The 20077-nt window shown below is 27.2% G+C and carries 20 protein-coding genes and 1 tRNA gene; 2 read left to right on the top strand and 19 right to left on the bottom strand.

Features of this window, described 5'->3' with window-relative positions; all coding sequences use genetic code 11:
* Positions 1-167: 167 nt before the first annotated feature.
* Positions 168-434: a 30S ribosomal protein S20 gene (gene rpsT / locus EBB51_RS02435; RefSeq protein WP_123052988.1), complete on the top strand. Its 267-nt coding sequence runs from the start codon at positions 168-170 to the stop codon at positions 432-434.
* Positions 435-466: 32 nt separating this feature from the next.
* On the opposite strand, the gene holA is transcribed toward rpsT, so the two are convergent.
* The 3 genes from holA to EBB51_RS02420 form a co-directional block, all read right to left on the bottom strand.
* Entirely contained in the window at positions 467-1510 is a 1044-nt protein-coding gene (gene holA / locus EBB51_RS02430) for a DNA polymerase III subunit delta (protein WP_123052987.1), read from the bottom strand.
* 20 nt (positions 1511-1530) lie between these two features.
* Positions 1531-3249, bottom strand: coding sequence for a ComEC/Rec2 family competence protein (locus EBB51_RS02425; protein ID WP_123052986.1), 1719 nt, complete (start codon positions 3247-3249; stop codon positions 1531-1533).
* 80 nt (positions 3250-3329) lie between these two features.
* Positions 3330-5936 carry a cation-transporting P-type ATPase gene (locus tag EBB51_RS02420; protein WP_123052985.1) on the bottom strand — a complete coding sequence of 869 codons (2607 nt, stop codon included), beginning with the start codon at positions 5934-5936 and terminating at the stop codon, positions 3330-3332.
* A 267-nt stretch (positions 5937-6203) separates the two neighbouring features.
* On the opposite strand from EBB51_RS02420, the gene EBB51_RS02415 reads away from it, so the two are divergent.
* The gene (locus EBB51_RS02415; RefSeq protein ID WP_123052984.1) at positions 6204-6761 is read left to right on the top strand and encodes an SPOCS domain-containing protein; all 558 of its coding nucleotides are present in this window, start codon (positions 6204-6206) and stop codon (positions 6759-6761) included.
* 111 nt (positions 6762-6872) lie between these two features.
* On the opposite strand, the gene EBB51_RS13535 is transcribed toward EBB51_RS02415, so the two are convergent.
* The 16 genes from EBB51_RS13535 to EBB51_RS02345 form a co-directional block, all read right to left on the bottom strand.
* Positions 6873-6952: transfer RNA gene (locus EBB51_RS13535), tRNA-OTHER, on the bottom strand.
* 122 nt (positions 6953-7074) lie between these two features.
* Entirely contained in the window at positions 7075-8481 is a 1407-nt protein-coding gene (locus tag EBB51_RS02410) for an Ig-like domain-containing protein (protein WP_123052983.1), read from the bottom strand.
* An 11-nt stretch (positions 8482-8492) separates the two neighbouring features.
* Positions 8493-8846, bottom strand: coding sequence for a hypothetical protein (locus EBB51_RS02405; protein ID WP_123052982.1), 354 nt, complete (start codon positions 8844-8846; stop codon positions 8493-8495).
* A 17-nt stretch (positions 8847-8863) separates the two neighbouring features.
* Positions 8864-9157 carry a hypothetical protein gene (locus tag EBB51_RS02400; RefSeq protein WP_123052981.1) on the bottom strand — a complete coding sequence of 98 codons (294 nt, stop codon included), beginning with the start codon at positions 9155-9157 and terminating at the stop codon, positions 8864-8866.
* A gap of 86 nt (positions 9158-9243) precedes the next feature.
* Positions 9244-9690, bottom strand: coding sequence for a hypothetical protein (locus tag EBB51_RS02395; RefSeq protein ID WP_123052980.1), 447 nt, complete (start codon positions 9688-9690; stop codon positions 9244-9246).
* A gap of 31 nt (positions 9691-9721) precedes the next feature.
* Positions 9722-10060 carry a hypothetical protein gene (locus EBB51_RS02390; protein ID WP_123052979.1) on the bottom strand — a complete coding sequence of 113 codons (339 nt, stop codon included), beginning with the start codon at positions 10058-10060 and terminating at the stop codon, positions 9722-9724.
* 1047 nt (positions 10061-11107) lie between these two features.
* Positions 11108-12484 (bottom strand): phage portal protein, encoded by a 1377-nt coding sequence (locus EBB51_RS02385; protein WP_243103894.1) that lies wholly within the window; start codon positions 12482-12484, stop codon positions 11108-11110.
* A 14-nt stretch (positions 12485-12498) separates the two neighbouring features.
* On the bottom strand, positions 12499-14064 hold the full coding sequence (locus EBB51_RS02380) for a terminase large subunit (RefSeq protein ID WP_123052978.1): 1566 nt from the start codon (positions 14062-14064) through the stop codon (positions 12499-12501).
* Entirely contained in the window at positions 14064-14465 is a 402-nt protein-coding gene (locus EBB51_RS02375) for a hypothetical protein (protein ID WP_123052977.1), read from the bottom strand. Before EBB51_RS02375 ends, EBB51_RS02380 begins: the two co-directional genes overlap by 1 nt.
* A 1174-nt stretch (positions 14466-15639) precedes the next feature.
* The gene (locus tag EBB51_RS02370) at positions 15640-15834 is read right to left on the bottom strand and encodes a hypothetical protein (protein WP_190285371.1); all 195 of its coding nucleotides are present in this window, start codon (positions 15832-15834) and stop codon (positions 15640-15642) included.
* 233 nt (positions 15835-16067) lie between these two features.
* Positions 16068-16397: a hypothetical protein gene (locus tag EBB51_RS02365; protein ID WP_123052975.1), complete on the bottom strand. Its 330-nt coding sequence runs from the start codon at positions 16395-16397 to the stop codon at positions 16068-16070.
* A 722-nt stretch (positions 16398-17119) separates the two neighbouring features.
* Positions 17120-18004 carry a hypothetical protein gene (locus EBB51_RS02360; protein WP_123052974.1) on the bottom strand — a complete coding sequence of 295 codons (885 nt, stop codon included), beginning with the start codon at positions 18002-18004 and terminating at the stop codon, positions 17120-17122.
* 73 nt (positions 18005-18077) lie between these two features.
* Complete coding sequence (locus EBB51_RS02355; RefSeq protein ID WP_123052973.1) at positions 18078-18275, bottom strand: hypothetical protein; 198 nt, start codon at positions 18273-18275, stop codon at positions 18078-18080.
* Between the two features lie 81 nt (positions 18276-18356).
* Entirely contained in the window at positions 18357-18524 is a 168-nt protein-coding gene (locus EBB51_RS13590; RefSeq protein WP_190285309.1) for a hypothetical protein, read from the bottom strand.
* A gap of 1 nt (position 18525) precedes the next feature.
* Positions 18526-19035, bottom strand: coding sequence for a hypothetical protein (locus EBB51_RS02350; protein ID WP_123052972.1), 510 nt, complete (start codon positions 19033-19035; stop codon positions 18526-18528).
* A 22-nt stretch (positions 19036-19057) separates the two neighbouring features.
* Entirely contained in the window at positions 19058-19870 is an 813-nt protein-coding gene (locus EBB51_RS02345; RefSeq protein WP_123052971.1) for a hypothetical protein, read from the bottom strand.
* Positions 19871-20077: the final 207 nt, after the last annotated feature.

Genomic DNA, 20077 nt, shown 5'->3' with positions numbered 1-20077 from the left:
TAACTATCCATAACCGATACAGCTTTTTTGAAAACAACCATGAGTAACTAAAAAACACTTGAAGTAATAAAATTTTAATGTTATAATAGCATTTGTTAAATAAACGAAACTCACTAGCATTTCCCCAAAGCTGTTGAGACCCTATTAAAATATAAGGGGGTGAAATTATGGCAAATATAAAATCAGCTAAAAAGAGAATTAAAGTTATAAACAAAAAGACTCTTCAAAACAAAATAATTAAATCAGCACTAAAGACTACTATAAAGAAATTCTTGGCTGCTATAGATGCTAAAAATGTTGAAGAAGCTAAAACTACTTTTGTATCTGCTGCTAAAGCTTTAGATATGGCTGCATCAAAAGGAGTAATACATAAAAATAAGGCTGCAAGAAACAAATCAAGATTATCAGCAAAATTAAACAACTTAAGTGCTTAATAAATAAACCGGTTTTTAACCGGTTATTTATTTTATCCAACAATAGTATTTATTATAAGCAGTTCCATTTCCGTTTTGGAATCTATTGTAGAACTTTTAATTTTTTCTTCTGCATCAAGGCATAACTTTAAAGCATTTTCTAATTGTCTAAATGTGAATTTTTTACTCTGTGCAGCAGTAATTTCATATGCATACTCAGATCGTATATTCAAACTATGCATTATATTTTGTTTATCTTTCTTATAGTGCAGAAGAATTTTAATTTTAAGCAGCTTATTAAACTGTCTTTCTATCATATTTAATAAATAAGGTATTTTTTCTCCCTTATATATGAGTTCATTTAAAACTTCTATTGACTCCTTTATCTTTTTATTTGCTATTGGATTAGTTAAATCAAATATATCATCATAATTATTTTTAAAGAAAAGAGTTTTTATATCTTCTCTTGTTATAGGCTTATCTTGAACATAGCAGCATAACTTTTCCACTTCATTTTCTACAATATTTAAGTCGTTTTCCTGCATCAAACTGCAAAAAATCCTAAGCTCTACTCTTCCAATTTGCTTTCCCCTAATTTCAAATAAATTTTTAACCCTGGCCTCCAATTGACGTCCTTTTATTTTATCTACTCTAACTACACATATTTTTTTATCTAGTCTATATATTCTTTTGCCAGGTTTATATCTCTTACCTCTAAAAACATCGTAAAATATAAGTATGCAGTGCCCTGGAACATCTATTATATAGTCATAAATATCTTTAAATGTTCTTTCATTATGAAGCTTTGGATTTCCAGACTTATCATCATTTAAAAACGAAGCTCTATATACGAGCACTACTTTTTTACGGGACATAAATGGCATTGTTTCACATGCATTGATTACAGGTTCAAAACTTTCAAGAGAAGTTCCATCAAATTGCACATAATTTAAATCTCTAAGATTTTTATCTACATTTCTATTTACTATGCAACCTATAGTATCCTTCATAAGTTTTTCATCACTGCCGCAAAATAAATAACAATTCTCAACTTTGCCTTTTTTTAAATTTTCATTTAATGTAAATATATCTATCAAAATTTACACTCCTCATTATTTTAATTAAATGCAAATATTCTATCGAATATTATAACATATAAATTATAATCTTCTTCATAATCATATGGCATATATTCGTCTTTTCTTTTAACTTTACCTGGTTTATCATCATTAAAATAATACTTAAAATTTCCTCTATCTATCTCCAATTGTATATTATTTAAAGAATGAGGCAGTACTTTTAAATAAAATTCATTATCGATCTTAATCTTGTTTCCATATTCAGCATTTGTTATTACCTTATCTACTTTTATATGATCTTTCAAGTTAATAAAATCTTTTACGTTTTCTCCGCTGTCGCTGCACAGCATTATATTTTTATCTTTATATTTTATAACTACACCTTGACCTTCTTCAAACTTAAAGCTGTATATTTGAGGGAAAAAACTATAGTTTTGAATTAATATAGCAGCAATCATAAAAAACGGTATATACTTACACCTTTTATATCCAATCTTAAAAATCATATAACTTACAAACATAATAGAAAGTGCTATTCCATCTAAATAAGTTAAAAAACTGACACTAGGACAGCACTTTAACAAAATATGATTTGCTCCAGTTAAAGCAGTCATTACTATATTGATAACAATACATAATGGCTTAAAAAGAATATCTATATTATATACAAAAATAGCTATATTCCCAAGTACAACTATAATTGAATATATAGGTAACAAAAATATATTTCCAAGTATAAAACCGCTGCTAAAATTTTTGATTGTAAATGCTATATATGGAACTGAAAATATCTGTGAACTCATGGTTACGCTCAATGATTCATTCAATTTTTGTGGAAACTTTCTAAATAATTTTAAGAAGTTTTTATAAAACAAAATTATACCTAAAGTAGCTGTAACAGACAGCATAAATCCTATATCAGCTGCATAATAAGGTTTTACTACGAGTATGATTAATGCAGATAAGCTAAGTGAAGATATGCTGTCATAATTTTTAAAAACAATTTTTGAAAACTTAAATATAAATATCATTATAAATGCCCTTAAAGTTGCTGCTTGAAAACCTGTAAACAAAACGTATAGGGCTGAGAAAAATACCGCCAATTTAAGTCCAGCTATACTTTCCAATAGTTTGTATATAATAGCCATATGAAATCCCGAAACACTTATAGCATGAAATACTCCAAGTTGTTGAAATTGCCCCTTTTGTGTCTTTGAAAGATATGTAGTATCTCCATAACAAAGTGACATTATAAGAGCTGATTTTTCTGGGCCTATATTTTTACTAAATTTATCATAAAGTTTTCTCTTCAAATCGTACATATAATAAATAAAATCTTTGTTTAAAACCTCGTAATTTTTTATATCATATGTTCCAATTACACCACTATTATGGTTTTTTATATTTTCAAAGTCACCTTTTGCTTTTATCTTCTCTCCAATTTCAAATTTACCTATGCCTTTTAAATTAACTTTTCTACCTTTATAGTTAGCAATATAATAATATCCTTTTTTATCAATCACACGTAAATTTGCACTTTTAGGAACTTTTAAATTAAAATACAGCATAAAACTAAAAATACCAACTGCAGTAAATGCACTGCATATGATAAAAAATTCTTTATCTACTGTAAAAAATAATATTGCAAAAAAGGATGCAGCTGCAACTGCACCCAAAAATACATTTTCAAATAATAACAATATGGAAAAACATCCTGCAAAAACTGATATTGAATAATAAACTAAAGGTCTTTTCATAACTTTCAACCGCTGCTATTTATAAATTTAACGCAGAAGTTCTTCACCTCCACCTAGCATATTATCCAACTATAGTAAACTTAATCATAGTCATAATCATAATTATCATTTTTTTCAAACTTATAAAACATAGTTATTATAAACCATACTGCTGTAAATATTATTATATTTCTTGTATCAACTTTATCCTTTATCATAAGTAAACCTAATGGAAACATTATAATTATTTGAATTATGATATTAAATAAAAGTACTAAATTTGAAAATTTGTTTTTAAAAAACAATCTATTTGAAAAACTAAGTGATAACAATACAGAATATATATTTAATACAAAAAAGGAAAACATTTGGGCGTTTTTAGCTCCATTTCTATATGACAATTGAAAAGTAACCAAGGCTGCTGTTGAAGTTAAAATTGAATTTAATATAATAAAGCTGATCCTGCTAATAATAACATCTTTATTGATAATAGAGTATGAACATGAGTTATCTTCACTTTTATAATTAAGTATTAAAGCAATAGAGGACAGCATAATTATTATATTATTAAACCAAAGTCCTTCTTCTGCTATAAGCGGCATATTGTAATTGTATATACCTATGAAAATATTAAATAATAACATACTTAAACTACAATTCATTATGTACACAATTATCTTAGTTATTGAATTAACCATTTTTCTAGAATCTTCAAGTATATCAAGTAAACTTTTGTAATTAATATCTGCTGTAAATACGTCTGATAATTTTTTAATGACATTACTATTAGAATTTGTTATTCCAACATTTGCTGCCTTTAAACATGGTAAATCTATAATTTTAGAACCTATAATTGCAACTGTATATCCACAGCGTTTTAAGTTTCTAACTATCTTTATTTTATGCCTTGCACTTATCCTTGAAAATATGCCTATTTTATCACCTATCCGTTCAAATTCGTCGTCTTCCATATTATCAATTTCAATTCCAGATAGTATCTGCTGTATTCTAGATATTAATCCAAGTTTTTTGCCAAAAGCATATGCAGTAAGCTTACTATCTTCTGTAACAATTATAGGTTTTACATTTAAAAAATTTCCCTTTTCAATTGCATTATATGAATCACTTTTTATAACATTTTCAAATCCAATTAATCCTGCAAATACTAAATTACTCTCAATATTTTCTTCTAAACTTGGTTCATAATTAAAATTTCTATATGCAAATCCCATTACATTTAAAGATTCATTTGACATCTTTATATCTGCATTCTTTATTGAATTAATATCATCTTCTGTTATCTCAACTTCAACTCCATTTTTTAATATATGAGTACATCTATCTAAAATGGAATCAACTGCTCCCTTTACATATGCCCTGTAGTTTTTATCTACTTTATTTATACTTGTCATCATCCTTCTATCAGTATCAAATGGTATGACATTTACTCTAATCTGCTCATCCTCCAACTTTGTACTATCTACATGAATCATCATACCAAACTCAACTAATGAAATTTCCATTAAATCATCTCTTGGGTTTACAAGTTCACCCATAGAAATTATAGTATCATTACAAAGCAGTGCTATAATTAAAATTCTTTTTAATGATTCAGCTTCACTTTGGAATTTAATATTCATCAAACGTTCGTCATATCTATCTATGATTGTATTATCAACATAGACTTTACTTACATACACTTTTTCATCAGAAAAAGCACCTACTTTATCAGTACAAACAGCATTTACAGATGAAAATTTTTCTATCGTAAATAAATTTTTAAACACCATTCCCCTTTTTCTCATTTGATTTAACAACACGAAAGATAAGATAGTCAAAATAATCATCATACTTTGAGGCAGTGAATTCAGTAAAATTATTGCAGATGAGTTTATACTATGATAAACATTTTGTTTATTCAATAAATTCAACGCTAAATTGACAGCTGTACCGCCTATAATAAATATGCTAAAAAAGTTTAAAATCTCGTTAATTCTCTGATCAAATGACTTTTCTTCTGTGGTTTCTCGCAAAAATAATTCTATTATTTTTCCTATTTGAGTCTTACCACCTGAAGCTATTACAATACCTGTACCATGCCCAGCTACAATTTTTGAACCTTTAAATAAGATATTTTTCATATCTGACAATCTTAATCCTTTATCTTCTATCTTAGTTTCATATTTTTCACATATAAATTTTTCACCGGTTACTGATACTTCATTAGTTCTCAAATTATTACTTTCTATAATCCTCAAGTCAGCTGGTACAATTTGACCTCTCTCAACTATAACTATATCGCCTATCACTAATTCCTCTATTGGAATATTTGAAGCTGCGCCGTGCCTCATAACTCTAGTGTAACCTATATTTAGTCTTTGCAATTCTTTTAAACTTTTATCATTATTGTACTCTTCTATAGCCGCACATAAGGCATTAACTATAATTACGCAAAGTGCTATAGCTCCATTTTTATACTCACCAGTATAAAAAAACATAATAACAGAAATAAGCATAAGTAACATCCAAAATTGACTAACTTGCTTTATAAATAAGATAATTATACCGCTAATATCTGGTATAATTATCTTATTATCGCCGTATTTATCTCTATAAGATCTAACCTGTGCTTCACTTAAGCCAGAATATATACTGCTGCCTAGTTTTTTTACAACTTCGCTCCACGGTTTACCATACCATTCAAACATATAGTCTCACCTTTCTATAAAAACTTCTTTAGTTTTATAAAATTTCTACTGTATACGAAACTTATTTTTTACTACTTATATAATCATTTATTCCACTTTAATACTCGTGTTTCGTTAAAAAGACTTTAATAAAATATTAGTAACATAATACACATATAGTCATAAAATATACTAAGCAAAAATTTATATATGTATAATATAAGCTTTAGCTAATCATTTTTACGATTGAGCTATCTTATTAAAATAACAAAAGGAGTATTAAACAATATGGATGATAAAATGAGTTCAACTAATTGTCACCAAGCATTTATGCAAGTGCCTGTAATTGTTGGAAGAGGAGAAAAACAAGAATTAGTTACTGAAGTATTAACAATTTCACCACCTAGTCCTCCAGTATTTCGTATTAAAGATATTGATAAAGAAGTTGTAATTACAAATACGTTATTAGTTCCAGGAGCAGAAAAAGTAATTATAGATGGCTTTATTGATAAAAATATAAATTACAAGACAATAGCAGAGTTTACACCGGAGGCTGTAGATGGACCATTAGACCAATTTACAACAAGAATAGAATTTTCAACATTTGTTATAGTAAATGCATCATGCCCACTTCTTCCAACTGACCATGTTGAAATATTAAGTGCTGTTGTAGAAGGTGAAAAAGATGAGTTAATGAGCCCTAACCCTGTAGAAGCAGGTGCACCAGATTGGGCCGTTACTTTTAATGAACTTCTTGAAAAAATGATTGTAAAAGTTACTCTTAAAGTTACAAGAATGGAGGATATTCCATTGAAACCATCTCCTCCAAGAACATGTTATAACTAAAACAAATTACTGATTTGAAGTTCCCTGTCAAGTAGACAGATAAAAAAGGATTTGCATGAATGTAATAATTCATGCAAATCCTTGATATATTAACGTCTTTCATTATCATTATGGCGGGAATATGTGGGAATCGAACCCACCCGTCGTGGTCTTAGCACGGCAACACGGTTTTGAAGTTTCACTTATACCCCTTAGATTACTTGTTTATTTACATATTGCTATAATTACAATATAAATAGTATATTCTACACATCAAATTGACATTTGAATTGATTTAAGCATAACTCTTCATGATTATCTTGTCAAGATAGATTTACCATCTTCCTGCTAATCTAATTTTAATACTTCCACTTACTGTAGCATTAGTTGTACTTGAAGCAACTATAGTTAGATATTGCGTACCATCACCCTTTAAATTAGTAATACTAAAGTTATTATTATCTGTTCTAGTAACAGTATAATAACTAGAATCACAACCACTTGCAGTAATAGTAAATGTATCTGTTACGGTACTTCCATTACTTGTTTCAGCAATAGTATAATTCTGTGTATTATTTAATTTAATCTTATTAGGGTTTGTTGCTGTACTTGTAATTGCTATAGTTTTTGCCAATGCTTCATTAATTGTTGTAGGTATTGTCTTAGAATATGTATTACCATCCTCACCTATATAACTTACAGTAATATTTGCAGTTCCAGCACTTATAGCAGTAATGAGTCCAGTATTATTTACCGTTGCAACTCCTGTATTGTCTGAATTATATGTAAAAGTAGGATTGCTTATCGCCGTTCCCTTGTCAGTAACCGTTGCTGTTATTTGTTGAGTATTTCCAGTATCCATGCTAATACTCTCAGGTGAAACAGATAATATATAATTATGGTCTGCAATAGCATTTACTTCTATATTAACACTTGTGTCTGCCGTATCATAATCACCATAATAAGTTATATCTATACTACAAGAACCTTCACCGATTCCAGTAATTAATCCTTTAGAATCTATTGTTGCTATATTCTCATTTGAACTTGTATATATTAATGTAGGATTATTTATTGTAGTACCATTTTCGCTTAAAACTACACTTAATTGTTGTGTTTGTCCTTTCTTTATACTTACAGGATTGGGACTTATATTAAATGTATAAAAAGGTTTTACTACTCCATTAGTTATTTCATTTACTAAATCATCACCTGTCATTGTTTGGTCTATATCTGCATTTACTTTAATTAATCCTTCCTGTGATTTATCAAGTCCACTTATTTTCCATGCTGAACCCATAGTTATAAATCTATCATTTACTTCTATTTTGTCCGTTGTAGTATTTTTGCTTATAACTATGATTATCTTTCCTGCTGGTAATATAATACTTTCATTTGTCTGTATATCTACAGTTTTAGTTTCAATAATACTGGGTATTCTTTGAAGTATACCCCCTGGTGCAAAATTAACATCATAAGGTTGCTTTTGTATTGTATATTTGTAATATACTTCATTGATTTTTTCATTTCTTGTCATAACCAAATAATTTATATTACCACATGATATTTCAGTACCTTGTGGCAAATCTTCCATAGTAAAAAGATATTTACTATCTATGGACTGTAATTTATCATCTATTTCCTTAATTAATCCCTTAAAGAAGATAGTTTTTTTATAATTATTGAGTTGTGAGCCACTTCTTTTTATACATTGATTATAAAAGTTTAATACTGTATTCAATTAATCACCTTCTACCTATCTGACGTAAATAACATAAAAACATTAGAATCTTCACCTGTATCATCTGGATCAGGTAAAGTTGCAATTTTATCTTTGATTCTTTCAATTCTCTGTTCAAGGTATTTTGCACATTCAGATACACTCATATTTGTAGTAGTGTCTTCCACTTTTCTCATTATGTCAATATCATTGCTTATTGCTTCCAATATGTCTATTACAGTTAATAATAAATTACGCTGCATAGTAGTTTTATTATATGTATCTGTAGAGTTCAATTTATTTTCAGATAAGTACATACTATATTCATCATCCGTAAAATAATCTTTGTGGCTGAGTTCAGTTTTTAATCTTTCTAATACGTTCATTTATATACTCCCTTCCATTATTTGCATAAATAATATTGTAATTGTCCTGATATATCACCTATAAATTCAAATTTCACGTGATTTATAGCAAAATCTTTTAATAATAATTCATTTAATCCATCATTACCACCAACTAATATATAATCAGTAGAATTATTAATGTATACTTTAAATCCACCGCCATTTATCATATAAATTCTTAAATATTCATAGTTATTACAGTCAAATTCTTGTATTTTTGTTGCATCTGTACTATTAAATTTAATTACACCATTACTGGATTTTATTGTACTGTATTTTACAGTTCCCATTTATATCAAATCCTTTCTATTTTTTAGATTTATTTATTTTTAGACATGAAAAAATAGGCATTGCTATGCAGCAACACCTTTTAACATTATTTATTAATTTGACTCTTATAAATCTCTAATTCATTTATTTTATATTTTATCAATTTTATATTTTCGTTTTGAAGATTATTATTAAATATATTATAATCTACCCCTTGTAACATTTGACCTAAATAACTTTTTAATTCCTCTATATATTTTTTCAAATACAATCTATTAAAACATCTTTCACTACATACTTTATATTTTAATGAATTATTAATTTTTATTTCATTATTTAATATTTCTAAATTTCCTTCTAATTTATATATTTCTTTGTTATTTAACTTGAAATTTTGATTGAATTTTTTATTAAAAACTTTATTATCAATTTTACACACATCATAACCTTTCTTATTACATTCACCACAAATATATTTATTTTTAGGATCAACAACCGAACCTAATGTAATAACTCCTGTTCCACATATACAACATTCTTCGTCATTACTCATATAAAATACCCTCTTCCATTTATTTTTTTACTTACTTTAAAGATTGAGAAGGAATATACCAATCTTGTCCATCAGAATCCTCTATTTCTATTACCGTACCTAATTTAACTATTGTTACATCAGATCCTTGAGGAATAACTTTTGCTTCTCCATTATTCTCCATATCTTCAATTGCTTGTTCATTCTTATTTTGTAAATAATTAATCATTTTATCTACATTATCTTTTGATGAACATACTGGAGCATCTGCTGATAATGTAATTTTTTCACCTACATTAAAATTTGATGATGAATCATCCCCACATCCAACCATAAAAATACTAATAATAAAACAAAAAATAATTATAAATGTTTTCTTATTTAATTTCAAAATAATCCCCCCTTTTTATCATTAATCCTGTATTTATATGACTTAATATTCTACAAAACATGATAACTTCCTGCTAAAATATTCTATTATATTAAAAATTTCCTTCTAAAATATTCATGTCAGGACAGCAATATTCATGACATAAAATGCCCTCAAACGTACCACATTAACCCGTTTGAAGGCAATTCAGATTTGAAAATTATATTTATAAAAAGTCAAATTTTGCTGTGGGTAAAAATTGTACTAACATAGAGGGCTTGTCAGAAAAAAGAGTGATTGATTATTATTTTTTGGGAAATATTTTACTTTAAATCAAATAAAAAGCATATCTCTATGCCCTTCTGCCAAAATATTTTTATTGAATATTCTATGGATTTTATACATTTTTATAATTTTTCTAATTGATAATATAATTCAATTGATACATCAACTTCGCTAAATAAATCCTTAGCGAACTTAGTAAAGTATCTTAAATTACCTTCTATCCGTTGATATCACTGGCATACCGCTAACTTCGCTTTTTTATTTCGTAAATCATATATTCTCATTTAGATTTATACAGTATATTTATGCAGAAAACTATGTATATTACTGTATATATTCATTTTATGTTAATTATTGTATAATGTATATACTTGCATTATTTTTGTATATTGACGTATATTATACATTTATAATATGTCAGCACCTCTATCATACTTTAGTACGGTTAAGTTATATATTGTTGTAGTGTACATGGTTTTAAATACTATATAATATTTTTTTAAAAATTATTTTTAAATTTTTTAAATTTTTTTAACAATATCTCTATTTTTTTTAAAAGATACCTTAAAATCAATTTTTTCCATAACAATATAGACTTTTTAAAAACTGACTGACTAGTCAGTATAACATCATTAATTGTTAACCAAATATAATTATAGGTTTACAATAATAATTAATATATAATAATCATTATTACTACATATATATTACTACTATATATCAATCCATTATCAATCCATTGTTCATATATTGTTCATATATAATTTACAATTTGTTTACATATTATTTATATGTGTTATTATTCTTAGCATTATCATTATTATTTCCACTATTATTGCTACTTATACCGCTATTATCCTTACTATTTATATTATCACTTCCCCCTTCTTCTTTCAATCTGTCCATTTCTTGCGTTACGTCAGTTGTAATGGGACTCTTTTCAATAATAGTTTTCTTACTAATAGCACCCATACTATACTGAGTATTCAATTCATTCAATAAATCCTGTGCATTTACTGGTCTACTATAATTAAATTCTACATCAATATATTCATCATCACTAAACGTTACTCCCTTTAATGATAGTAACTTATCTATCATATCAAACCTTTGGATTAATCCTGCTCTTATGCATTGTTCATTTACCATTGCATATACATCAGCCAGTTGATAAAGTATCTGCAAACTAACTTCTGATACATTAGATATATTACCATTACCACCAGTTGCAATGCTTGGCATATGTGCTACAAAATTGAGTTTCTGTTCCAATTTATCAATATACATTTTAATGGTATTATAATCCATAGTAGCATTTACATATTTCATATCACTACCATTTTCAAGTGAAATGGAATAACCTACTGCATCCTTATCAATTGTACCTTCTATTTGTTGTCCTGTAATTACTGGTATAGGACTTAATGACAATGTATATATACTATCACCTAACTTGGATAATAAGTCCTCTATTTCATCAAGAATAGGCAATATATCATATAATAGAGATTCTCCATAGTTAATATTCCAATCATTTTTATTATGATAATGTATAGGAAGTCCACTTAAATTAGGACTACTTGATATTATATTAATACCTTCATTTTCATTATTATAACTATCCACCCTATCTGGATAATATACATTATAGTAATCAATAGCATTTACAGTCCAGTATTCTATGAAAGCAACATAATCATTAGTTTCAGTATAAACTGGATAGCCATCAGCAGAATCTATTATTTTAGATACAATGTTCTTATTATTATCTAAATATACGTATTCGTAAGCATCTCCATACTTTCCTATATTATCTATAATATTATAATCTACCTGATTGTAATTACCTTTCCTATATATATTTTGATATTCACTTACTTTATTCTCAGAACCCGTCAATGACAACGGCTTTCCCAGTAAATATGTACTGTGAAAATTTAATATTGTTTTTGCTTCCTGTATAATTAATTTCTTAGTTCTATATTGTTTACCTTTATATTGCATATCTTTTTTCTGTAATATTCTATGTACTCCATGAAGATATTCTTTATTGCTTATTGTTCTATTAATTCTATTTAAATGAAATCCCTGACTTGCTTCTTGAACAAACCATTCAGGATCACCACTATATACTTTATTAATATATTCATTTATATCCATTTAATCAATCCTTTCTACCATTTATAATTTATTCCATGCTTTATAATATATAATGCAAGTGCTGTAGCCATTACACTATCATCATGCTGACCTGAAACTGCACCCATACTTCCACTATCACTTATTTCAAAAACCTGCATTTCCTGAAGCAGTCTTACTGAATTAATTTGTATTGCTCCAGTATCAAAATTTTCAACAAAATCATTTATAATAATCCCTTTACTTTTAGCATTGGTATCAAATCCCAATCTGGTTATCATCTTATTATTTTCATCAAATAATTTTTGCTTGTATATTCTCTGATATTTGAAAGTATATCTCAATCTTTCAATAACACTATTACCACCACTGGCTCTTTCAACATTTAATATTGCTTTATTATAATATCTGCCTAATGTATCAATTATTTCTGCCATTTGATAAGGTTTAATCTTATTGCTATAGAATTCCGCTACCTGTATGCCATCTTGGGAGAATACTTCACATACGCTAAAATCTTGTCCAACACCTTCAGATAAATCACAACCAATAAAATAACGTTCTCCTGCCTTCTTTGTCTTATACACAAAAAATGACTTGCCATAATATTTCTTCAATTCATTAGGCAAGTCAATCAAATTATCTTTCCTTATATAATTATTCTTTGGAATACTTCTTTGCACATCTGTAATTCTTTTATTATTGAATATATTTGCACCTGTACTTATAAATGCTTCTATATCTGTAGAAGGGTATTCCTGATGAAAAGCATCTAATCCACTACTAGCAACTTTTAATCTTCTCCACATTAATTGTTCCATACTAGCACCTAATTTAATTAATCCTACTTCTTCATCATCTAATTCTTCTTTAGTAAGTGATTTATTATCATGTTTTGCTTTATATATTTCAACACTATTCACATAGTCCTTTTCAAATAATGTGCTGCCATCAATCCAATTAAAAAAGAATGATTTATAAGAATTTTCATTGTTTTTTGCTTGGAAATATAGATCATGAAAATAATTTAGACCATTACTTGTAGATTCAATAATTAATTTTCCATCTGGTGCTAATGCCTGGGTAATACTATTAAGTTGTCTTTGTGGCATCTTCCAAAATGCAAACTCTGATAAATGTACTAAATGTAATGTATCTCCTCTTGCTACATCTTTATTTCCTGCACATACACAAGTAATCTTGCTACCATTTACCATTTTAATTTCCATTCTATTGTTAGCAATTGTCTTAGGTCTTAACCAATCGGGCAATGAATTAAACTGCTGCTTTAATTTATCAAAAATAGTATTGCAACTCTTCTGGTCATGTGATACTAATAAACACGCTGAATTAGGATAAACTATACACTGTCTTATAGATAAAGCAACTGTACATACAGATAATCCTAATTGCCTACTTTTAAGTACAATATTATATTTACTAATATTTTCAACAAATTTTCTTTGCTCTGGTGTAAGTATAAAAGGTACTATTTTAGTATCTTTATTAACTATTTTAATAAATGCTCCTATCCATTTAATTTCATGTCCATCCTGCCACAAATATTTTAATTTCTTAGCATTTTCTATGCTCAATGACATTATTTATCACCTTGCAGTCCAGGTATATTAATTCCATCAAGATATTCATTAACCTCATCTTCTCCATTTTTAAAGAAATCACTTTTAAAAAAATCTTCGCACCATTTAGCCGAATTTACATCACCTTTTTTTATTGCTTTATTATACATACTATTATAAATATCAAGCATTTTTAAATTTTGTACTTGCTTCAAATATGCTTTTATTGCTTCCTGTACATCTTCACGTGTAAGCCAGTCATTCATAGCAGTATCATATTCAACTTGTGTCATGCCCTTTATTTCTTTGTCATAACTTTTTTCAGATCTATCTGAATCTACATACCATTTAACAAAATAACTTATCTTAATTACATTAGATTTTATTAATTTTTTTATATCATCATTTACAGTCTTTTTCATTTATAAATTTCTCCTTTCACTAATTTTTTAGATACCTCTAAAGTCCTTATATATCAACACTTTCTGCTACTATAGGCAAACCCTCTATAACCATTGATTTATAAGGGTTTTAGCCACTTTAGTTCCTATATCATCAAATAAATTAATCCTGTATGTAGTATATGACTAATTATACATAGCAACATTGTAGATTAATTAAAATGCAAATATAGAGGATGCTATATGTGAGGGACATTCAGTCCTCTGTGCAACTCAGTGTCACAAAATGTAACGGGTTAATTTTGCCATCACAATCCAATTTTGGATTATGGTAAGTTTGACATGAGGTCAAATAGTTTCCACCCATGGACAACTTAGTATCTAAATATATATATTGGTTACAAAATCGCCTTGTATGGCGAATTATAATTATTCTTATATCCTAGAGTGGGACACCCTTTGTATTCCGTCAGTCAGACAAAATTAAAGGATACTCATTTTTTAGAGTACCCTTTGTAAATAGATTTAACCGATTTATAAATATCTCATACTTAATGATTGCTTATCAAAAATAATTGGATAAGTGAAAATTCCCCCTATAGGGAATTAAGATCACTATGTGTGATCATACTGCATGAATCATTAGAACCTGTTGACTCTGTGATAACATATAATTGGTTATCCCTGAGAAGGACATCCAATTATTTTACTGATATGTTCCGCTGCATTTAATATGCTTAGGTATTGGTTACCGTTCCAAGCGTTAACGAATATAATAGGTCTTCCTATATCATAAATTAAACTTATGACATTAATATCTGCCAATAGATTTAAAATCCGTTATCATTTTCAGTGACATCAATTATTTACGAACTAATTTTCGGTAATAACATTCTAAGTTTAACTTAGGCAGTTATTTTCCCAAACTCTTGGGATTATTCTTATAAAAAACACCTCGTTAGAACCGACCTGTTTTAAACGTGATGCTATTTTGGCAAGGTGCTTCAATTGGTTACCGAACTTAGGTATTCTTATTGTGAATATACCTATAACTGACCTTCAAATGAATACCAGTTAATTTTATATACAAACCCTTAGCAAGGGAACGCTATCCACTAATGAGCCACATTTTAAGCCATATAATTCTATATTATACTAATTATACCTTTGAATGATAAAATGTCTTAAAACGGCTCTATGAGTCATATAGAGGTATACCTAATTGTTTTGCTATTTTTCCTTGAGTTAGCCCACCAACAAAATGTGGGTCGGAATTTCCTGCACTACCTTGTCTTATCCCATAAATTCTTTCTAATTCCATAATACATTTAGCCATTTTCATAGGATTTAGGAACGAAATTATTTCTATCCTTAATTTTATGATTACCATGAGTAACTCCATTAAGATTATTTTGGTCACCCAAATTATTTTGGTCACCAATTGTGTTTTGCTTCATTAACATTATGTTCATCAAGCAAAATTACCAATGATAATTAATTGATGTAATGTCATAATAGCCGTACAGGTCAACCACTGCATTTTAAATGCTCCAGTATATAATTATATAAGTGGTCGATTTAAAATCCATCGGTATACCTGTACACCCGTTTTGGAGTATACCCTTATTTCAAATATAAATATTTAAATTCAATTTCATCATTTCCAGCATCAGTAAAAAACGGAACACTAAATGCTTTTATCTGATCCTTATTAACACAAATAGTTTTCTTCATCTTATAATCATTGAAAATAAAATATTTATTAGTAAATTTTTCTTTATCTTCTACCTTATTACTTTGTAGTGCTTTATTGTTATTTAACCAGTCCACAAATTCTGTAGATTCTGCTATAGTAGTATTTATATTTATTTCCTGCCTAAATCCTTTAAGTAATATACTTATATCTATAAGAGTTGTATCTAAATTAATTTTATCTTTTTTTATTTTTGCCATTAATAAATCTCTCCTTTTCAAAAAAAATTTAAAATCAAATTAATTAATAAATTTTAAAGTGGAACGAAACTTGTTTTCGTGGAACTTTAATAATTTTTAATTAATTTGCCCCGTTGGGAAACTACATATTAACCTAAACTTAACTTAGTCAGTATAAGGTGCAAAAAAATGCACTAAAAGGTGTTAATATATATAATTACTATACATACCTTTTAATGCAAAATTTGCACCTTATTAATTAAATTTACTTGTATGTACTGTTCGGTGTTTATGAATTGCAAAAACCGCAATTCAACACACCTCATAATTTTGATATGTCCTTGCAAAAACCGCAAGTCCAATCAAAATTGAATGTATATTAGATTTTTTATTTTTAATATTTCAAAAGTTGGCACTTCTTAAAACTCTATATAGTATATTATTTTTATTTATATGAGGTTTTGAAAAAGTGCCAACTTTTTATAATTTTAAATATATATGTACTAACTTAATCATTGTTCATACTTTTTGTATTTCTCCTTGGTGTAGTCTCTCCTCTGAATGAGTGCCTATATCCTAAGAGTAAAGAGGGACAAAGTGGGTAAATATCACCCACAAACCTAGTCATATCAATGGATTACAGGTTTTTAATATGTATCGCTGATTGCGAGTTATAGGTCAAATATGTATCGCTGATTGCGAGTTGTCCTCTGTATACCAGTCATATCAACGGTTGTGAGGTTTTAATGTTTTACTTTTATATTAAATATTACAAATAAACCTTGTATTTCTTCCATTTCTTTATTTCTATAAGCAAATAATGGATTTACTATTATTGTTGAAGTTGTATAATCTGGATCATCTTGCAATGTCTTAAATAATATGTAATCATAAAACTTTATTCCATAAAAATCTTTCTTAAAATTTGCCATATGTGACTTATCATAACCAGTAATATTCATTACATCTTTTATTGTTAAAGGATTTATTTTATTTTTATCAATTTCTTTAACATTAGAGCATAACACGTTGTACTTCCAATTTACATAAGGTAATAATTTATATGCTATTGCTAATTTCTTTGTTTTCTTATAATTAAGATTATATAATTCTCTAGTTGCATCTATGTATATTCTAGTAAAATCTTCTAATTTATTACCAGTCAATTTTTTATAATCTTTTTCATATCCACGCCAAAATATGTTTATATTTATTTTATATTTTTTGGACTTTTCTTCTTCAATAAGTAATTTATTTTCTATAAGGTTATTATAAAATTTATTAAAATTTGCTTTTGTGACCAATAAAACTTCCTGCATTTTCTTTTTAGTCATATATTTATTGTTATCTAACATTAAATAGCCAGTTTTCCTTATGTAAGTAGCCAAATATATATATTTACATAGGTCTGCATCAGATAAGACTTTCTTTAAATCATCTAATGAATTATATAAAAAAAATATAAAATTACCCATTTTCTCCTTTTGAAACTGTTTAAATTCTTCAAAGTCTTTTGCTTTTATAGCACCTTGTTTTTTACGTTCTCTATCTTCTAAAGTTTCAAAACCAAAGTTTTCGTCAACTATTTCTCCAGTATCATTTTTTATTAATGTATAACTATTTTCCATTTATAATATCAATTCCCTTCATTTTTTCGATAATAAAAAAAAGATACCGACCTATTAAAATCAGTACCTTTGCTTAAAATTCTCTTCCATATAATTTTTTTGTTTCTACTATTTGGTGTAAACACTCCATAAACTCTGGAGTTCTTTCAAAAGAATATATCTTTTTGCCATCTGCTGCAATAAACTTGTAATAGTGATACCCACACCAACTCAAAGCATCACTTAAATATTTATTGCTTATGTTATATGTAATTATTTTATTTTCTTCCATCTTCAAATATCTCCTAACTAAGGTCATTAAATAACCTCTGTAATTTTAAAGGGGAGACGTTATATCGTCCCCTTTACTTTTTTATTTAAACTTATATAATATTTTCTGGAATATATTTAATTTATTATATTCTTGCTCCTGCCTTTCATGTTCTGCCTGTATATCTTTCCACCATTTTGTATTTGATATTTTATAGTCTCGTGAATCATAAGGACTTCTTCTGACTTCCCATCTTATCTGTTCTGACATATTATGCAACCTCCAATTCTTTTAGAGATTGGAATAATATATTCTTATAGAGACTATACTGTTCATAATCAATTTTATTTGAATCTAATTCTCTATATTTTAAAAATATCTCATGATTGATTACATCTTCAGCCAATATTGGATCTTTCTTTGCTGGATCATATACGTGATTGTTTCTTAAATTTTCCAATTTATATTCACATCTATATATTTCTTCTATTTTTCTTTTAAGATATTTTTTTGCTTTCTTGATATTATTTTTAAGAGGTAGTAAATTCTCCTGATATATACTATCTATCAAGCCACGAATTATTGTTTCTTCTGTATCATTTTGCTGTAACTTATATGTATACTGGTATTTGTCATTATCATCCGTTATATCTAATACAATATATCCATTATTTTGACTTAGTTCAATTACATCTAAACCTTCTTCTCCTAGATAAATCTGCTGACCTATATTAATTGCCCTCATTACATTTTCTAATTTTTCATTTAATTTCTTTTCCATTATAAATTACTCCTTTTCAATATTAATTTAAATATGATAGTTTTATATAATTTTTTCTTGTCCTTGCTGCACTAAAAATACTTTGATGTTTTTCTTGTAATTCCTTAATAAAATTATCTAGTTGCACATCATATAGATGCTCTATATGTAATGTATGTGTTGCCTTAAATTTATTTTTAAGCAAAATAAAAGACATACCAAACAATTTTGATAGTCCTTCTAAATTAATATCAGTTTTCAATTTTCCATTATCATCTATGTATATTTTGCTTTTAAGATTATATTTGTCTTGTAGTTTATAGAATATAGATTTATTGTCTGAATATTTTTTGCATAATTCAAATAATTCTGGTAGTTCCAATACATTTGCTAATATTTTTTTACAATTATCTTTATTGAAATTATACATTAAATATGTTGAATCAACTGCAAGTAATACCAGTTTTGCTTCCTCAGATAAACTGTTAATGTTTAAATTATAATAACTAATTATTTCAAGCAATGTTGAACCTGCATATTTTGAATAGTAGTTATATCTGTCTATATTCTCAACTTGATTCAAATTTGCACTATCTGGATTATCAAAAGGTACAACGTGATTTGACCAGCATTTTGTATATATCGTATCAACATCAACCGCTATAACATCGTCATTGGCTTTGTAGTCTATTGCTTTATAAATATTGCTAAAATCATAGAAATGAGTTACTTCATATCCTAATATTTTATTTAATAAAATTGTACTAAATAAACTATCTAAATCATCACTAAGACACATATTATATTTATTGTTTTTTGTCCATTCTGGAAATTTTGCTGCATATTTTTTGTTCATAATTGTTAGGGAATAACTTCATTCTCTAACTCTTCTTACTATGTATTTATATTTTATTCTTTAATTCGTGTCCATCACTGGGACTTTTATTTTTTAACTGACCTAGTCAAACTGGGTATGTTAATTTTTACTCTAATTCTCTCATTTAAGAAGAATTAGAGTCATGTCATTTTTCCCATTATTTCAACTCCTTCAATTTTTAAATTC

The sequence above is a fragment of the Clostridium sp. JN-1 genome (assembly GCF_003718715.1).
Taxonomy (GTDB): Bacteria; Bacillota; Clostridia; order Clostridiales; family Clostridiaceae; genus Clostridium_AV.
This window is presented reverse-complemented; position numbering and strand designations above follow the sequence as displayed.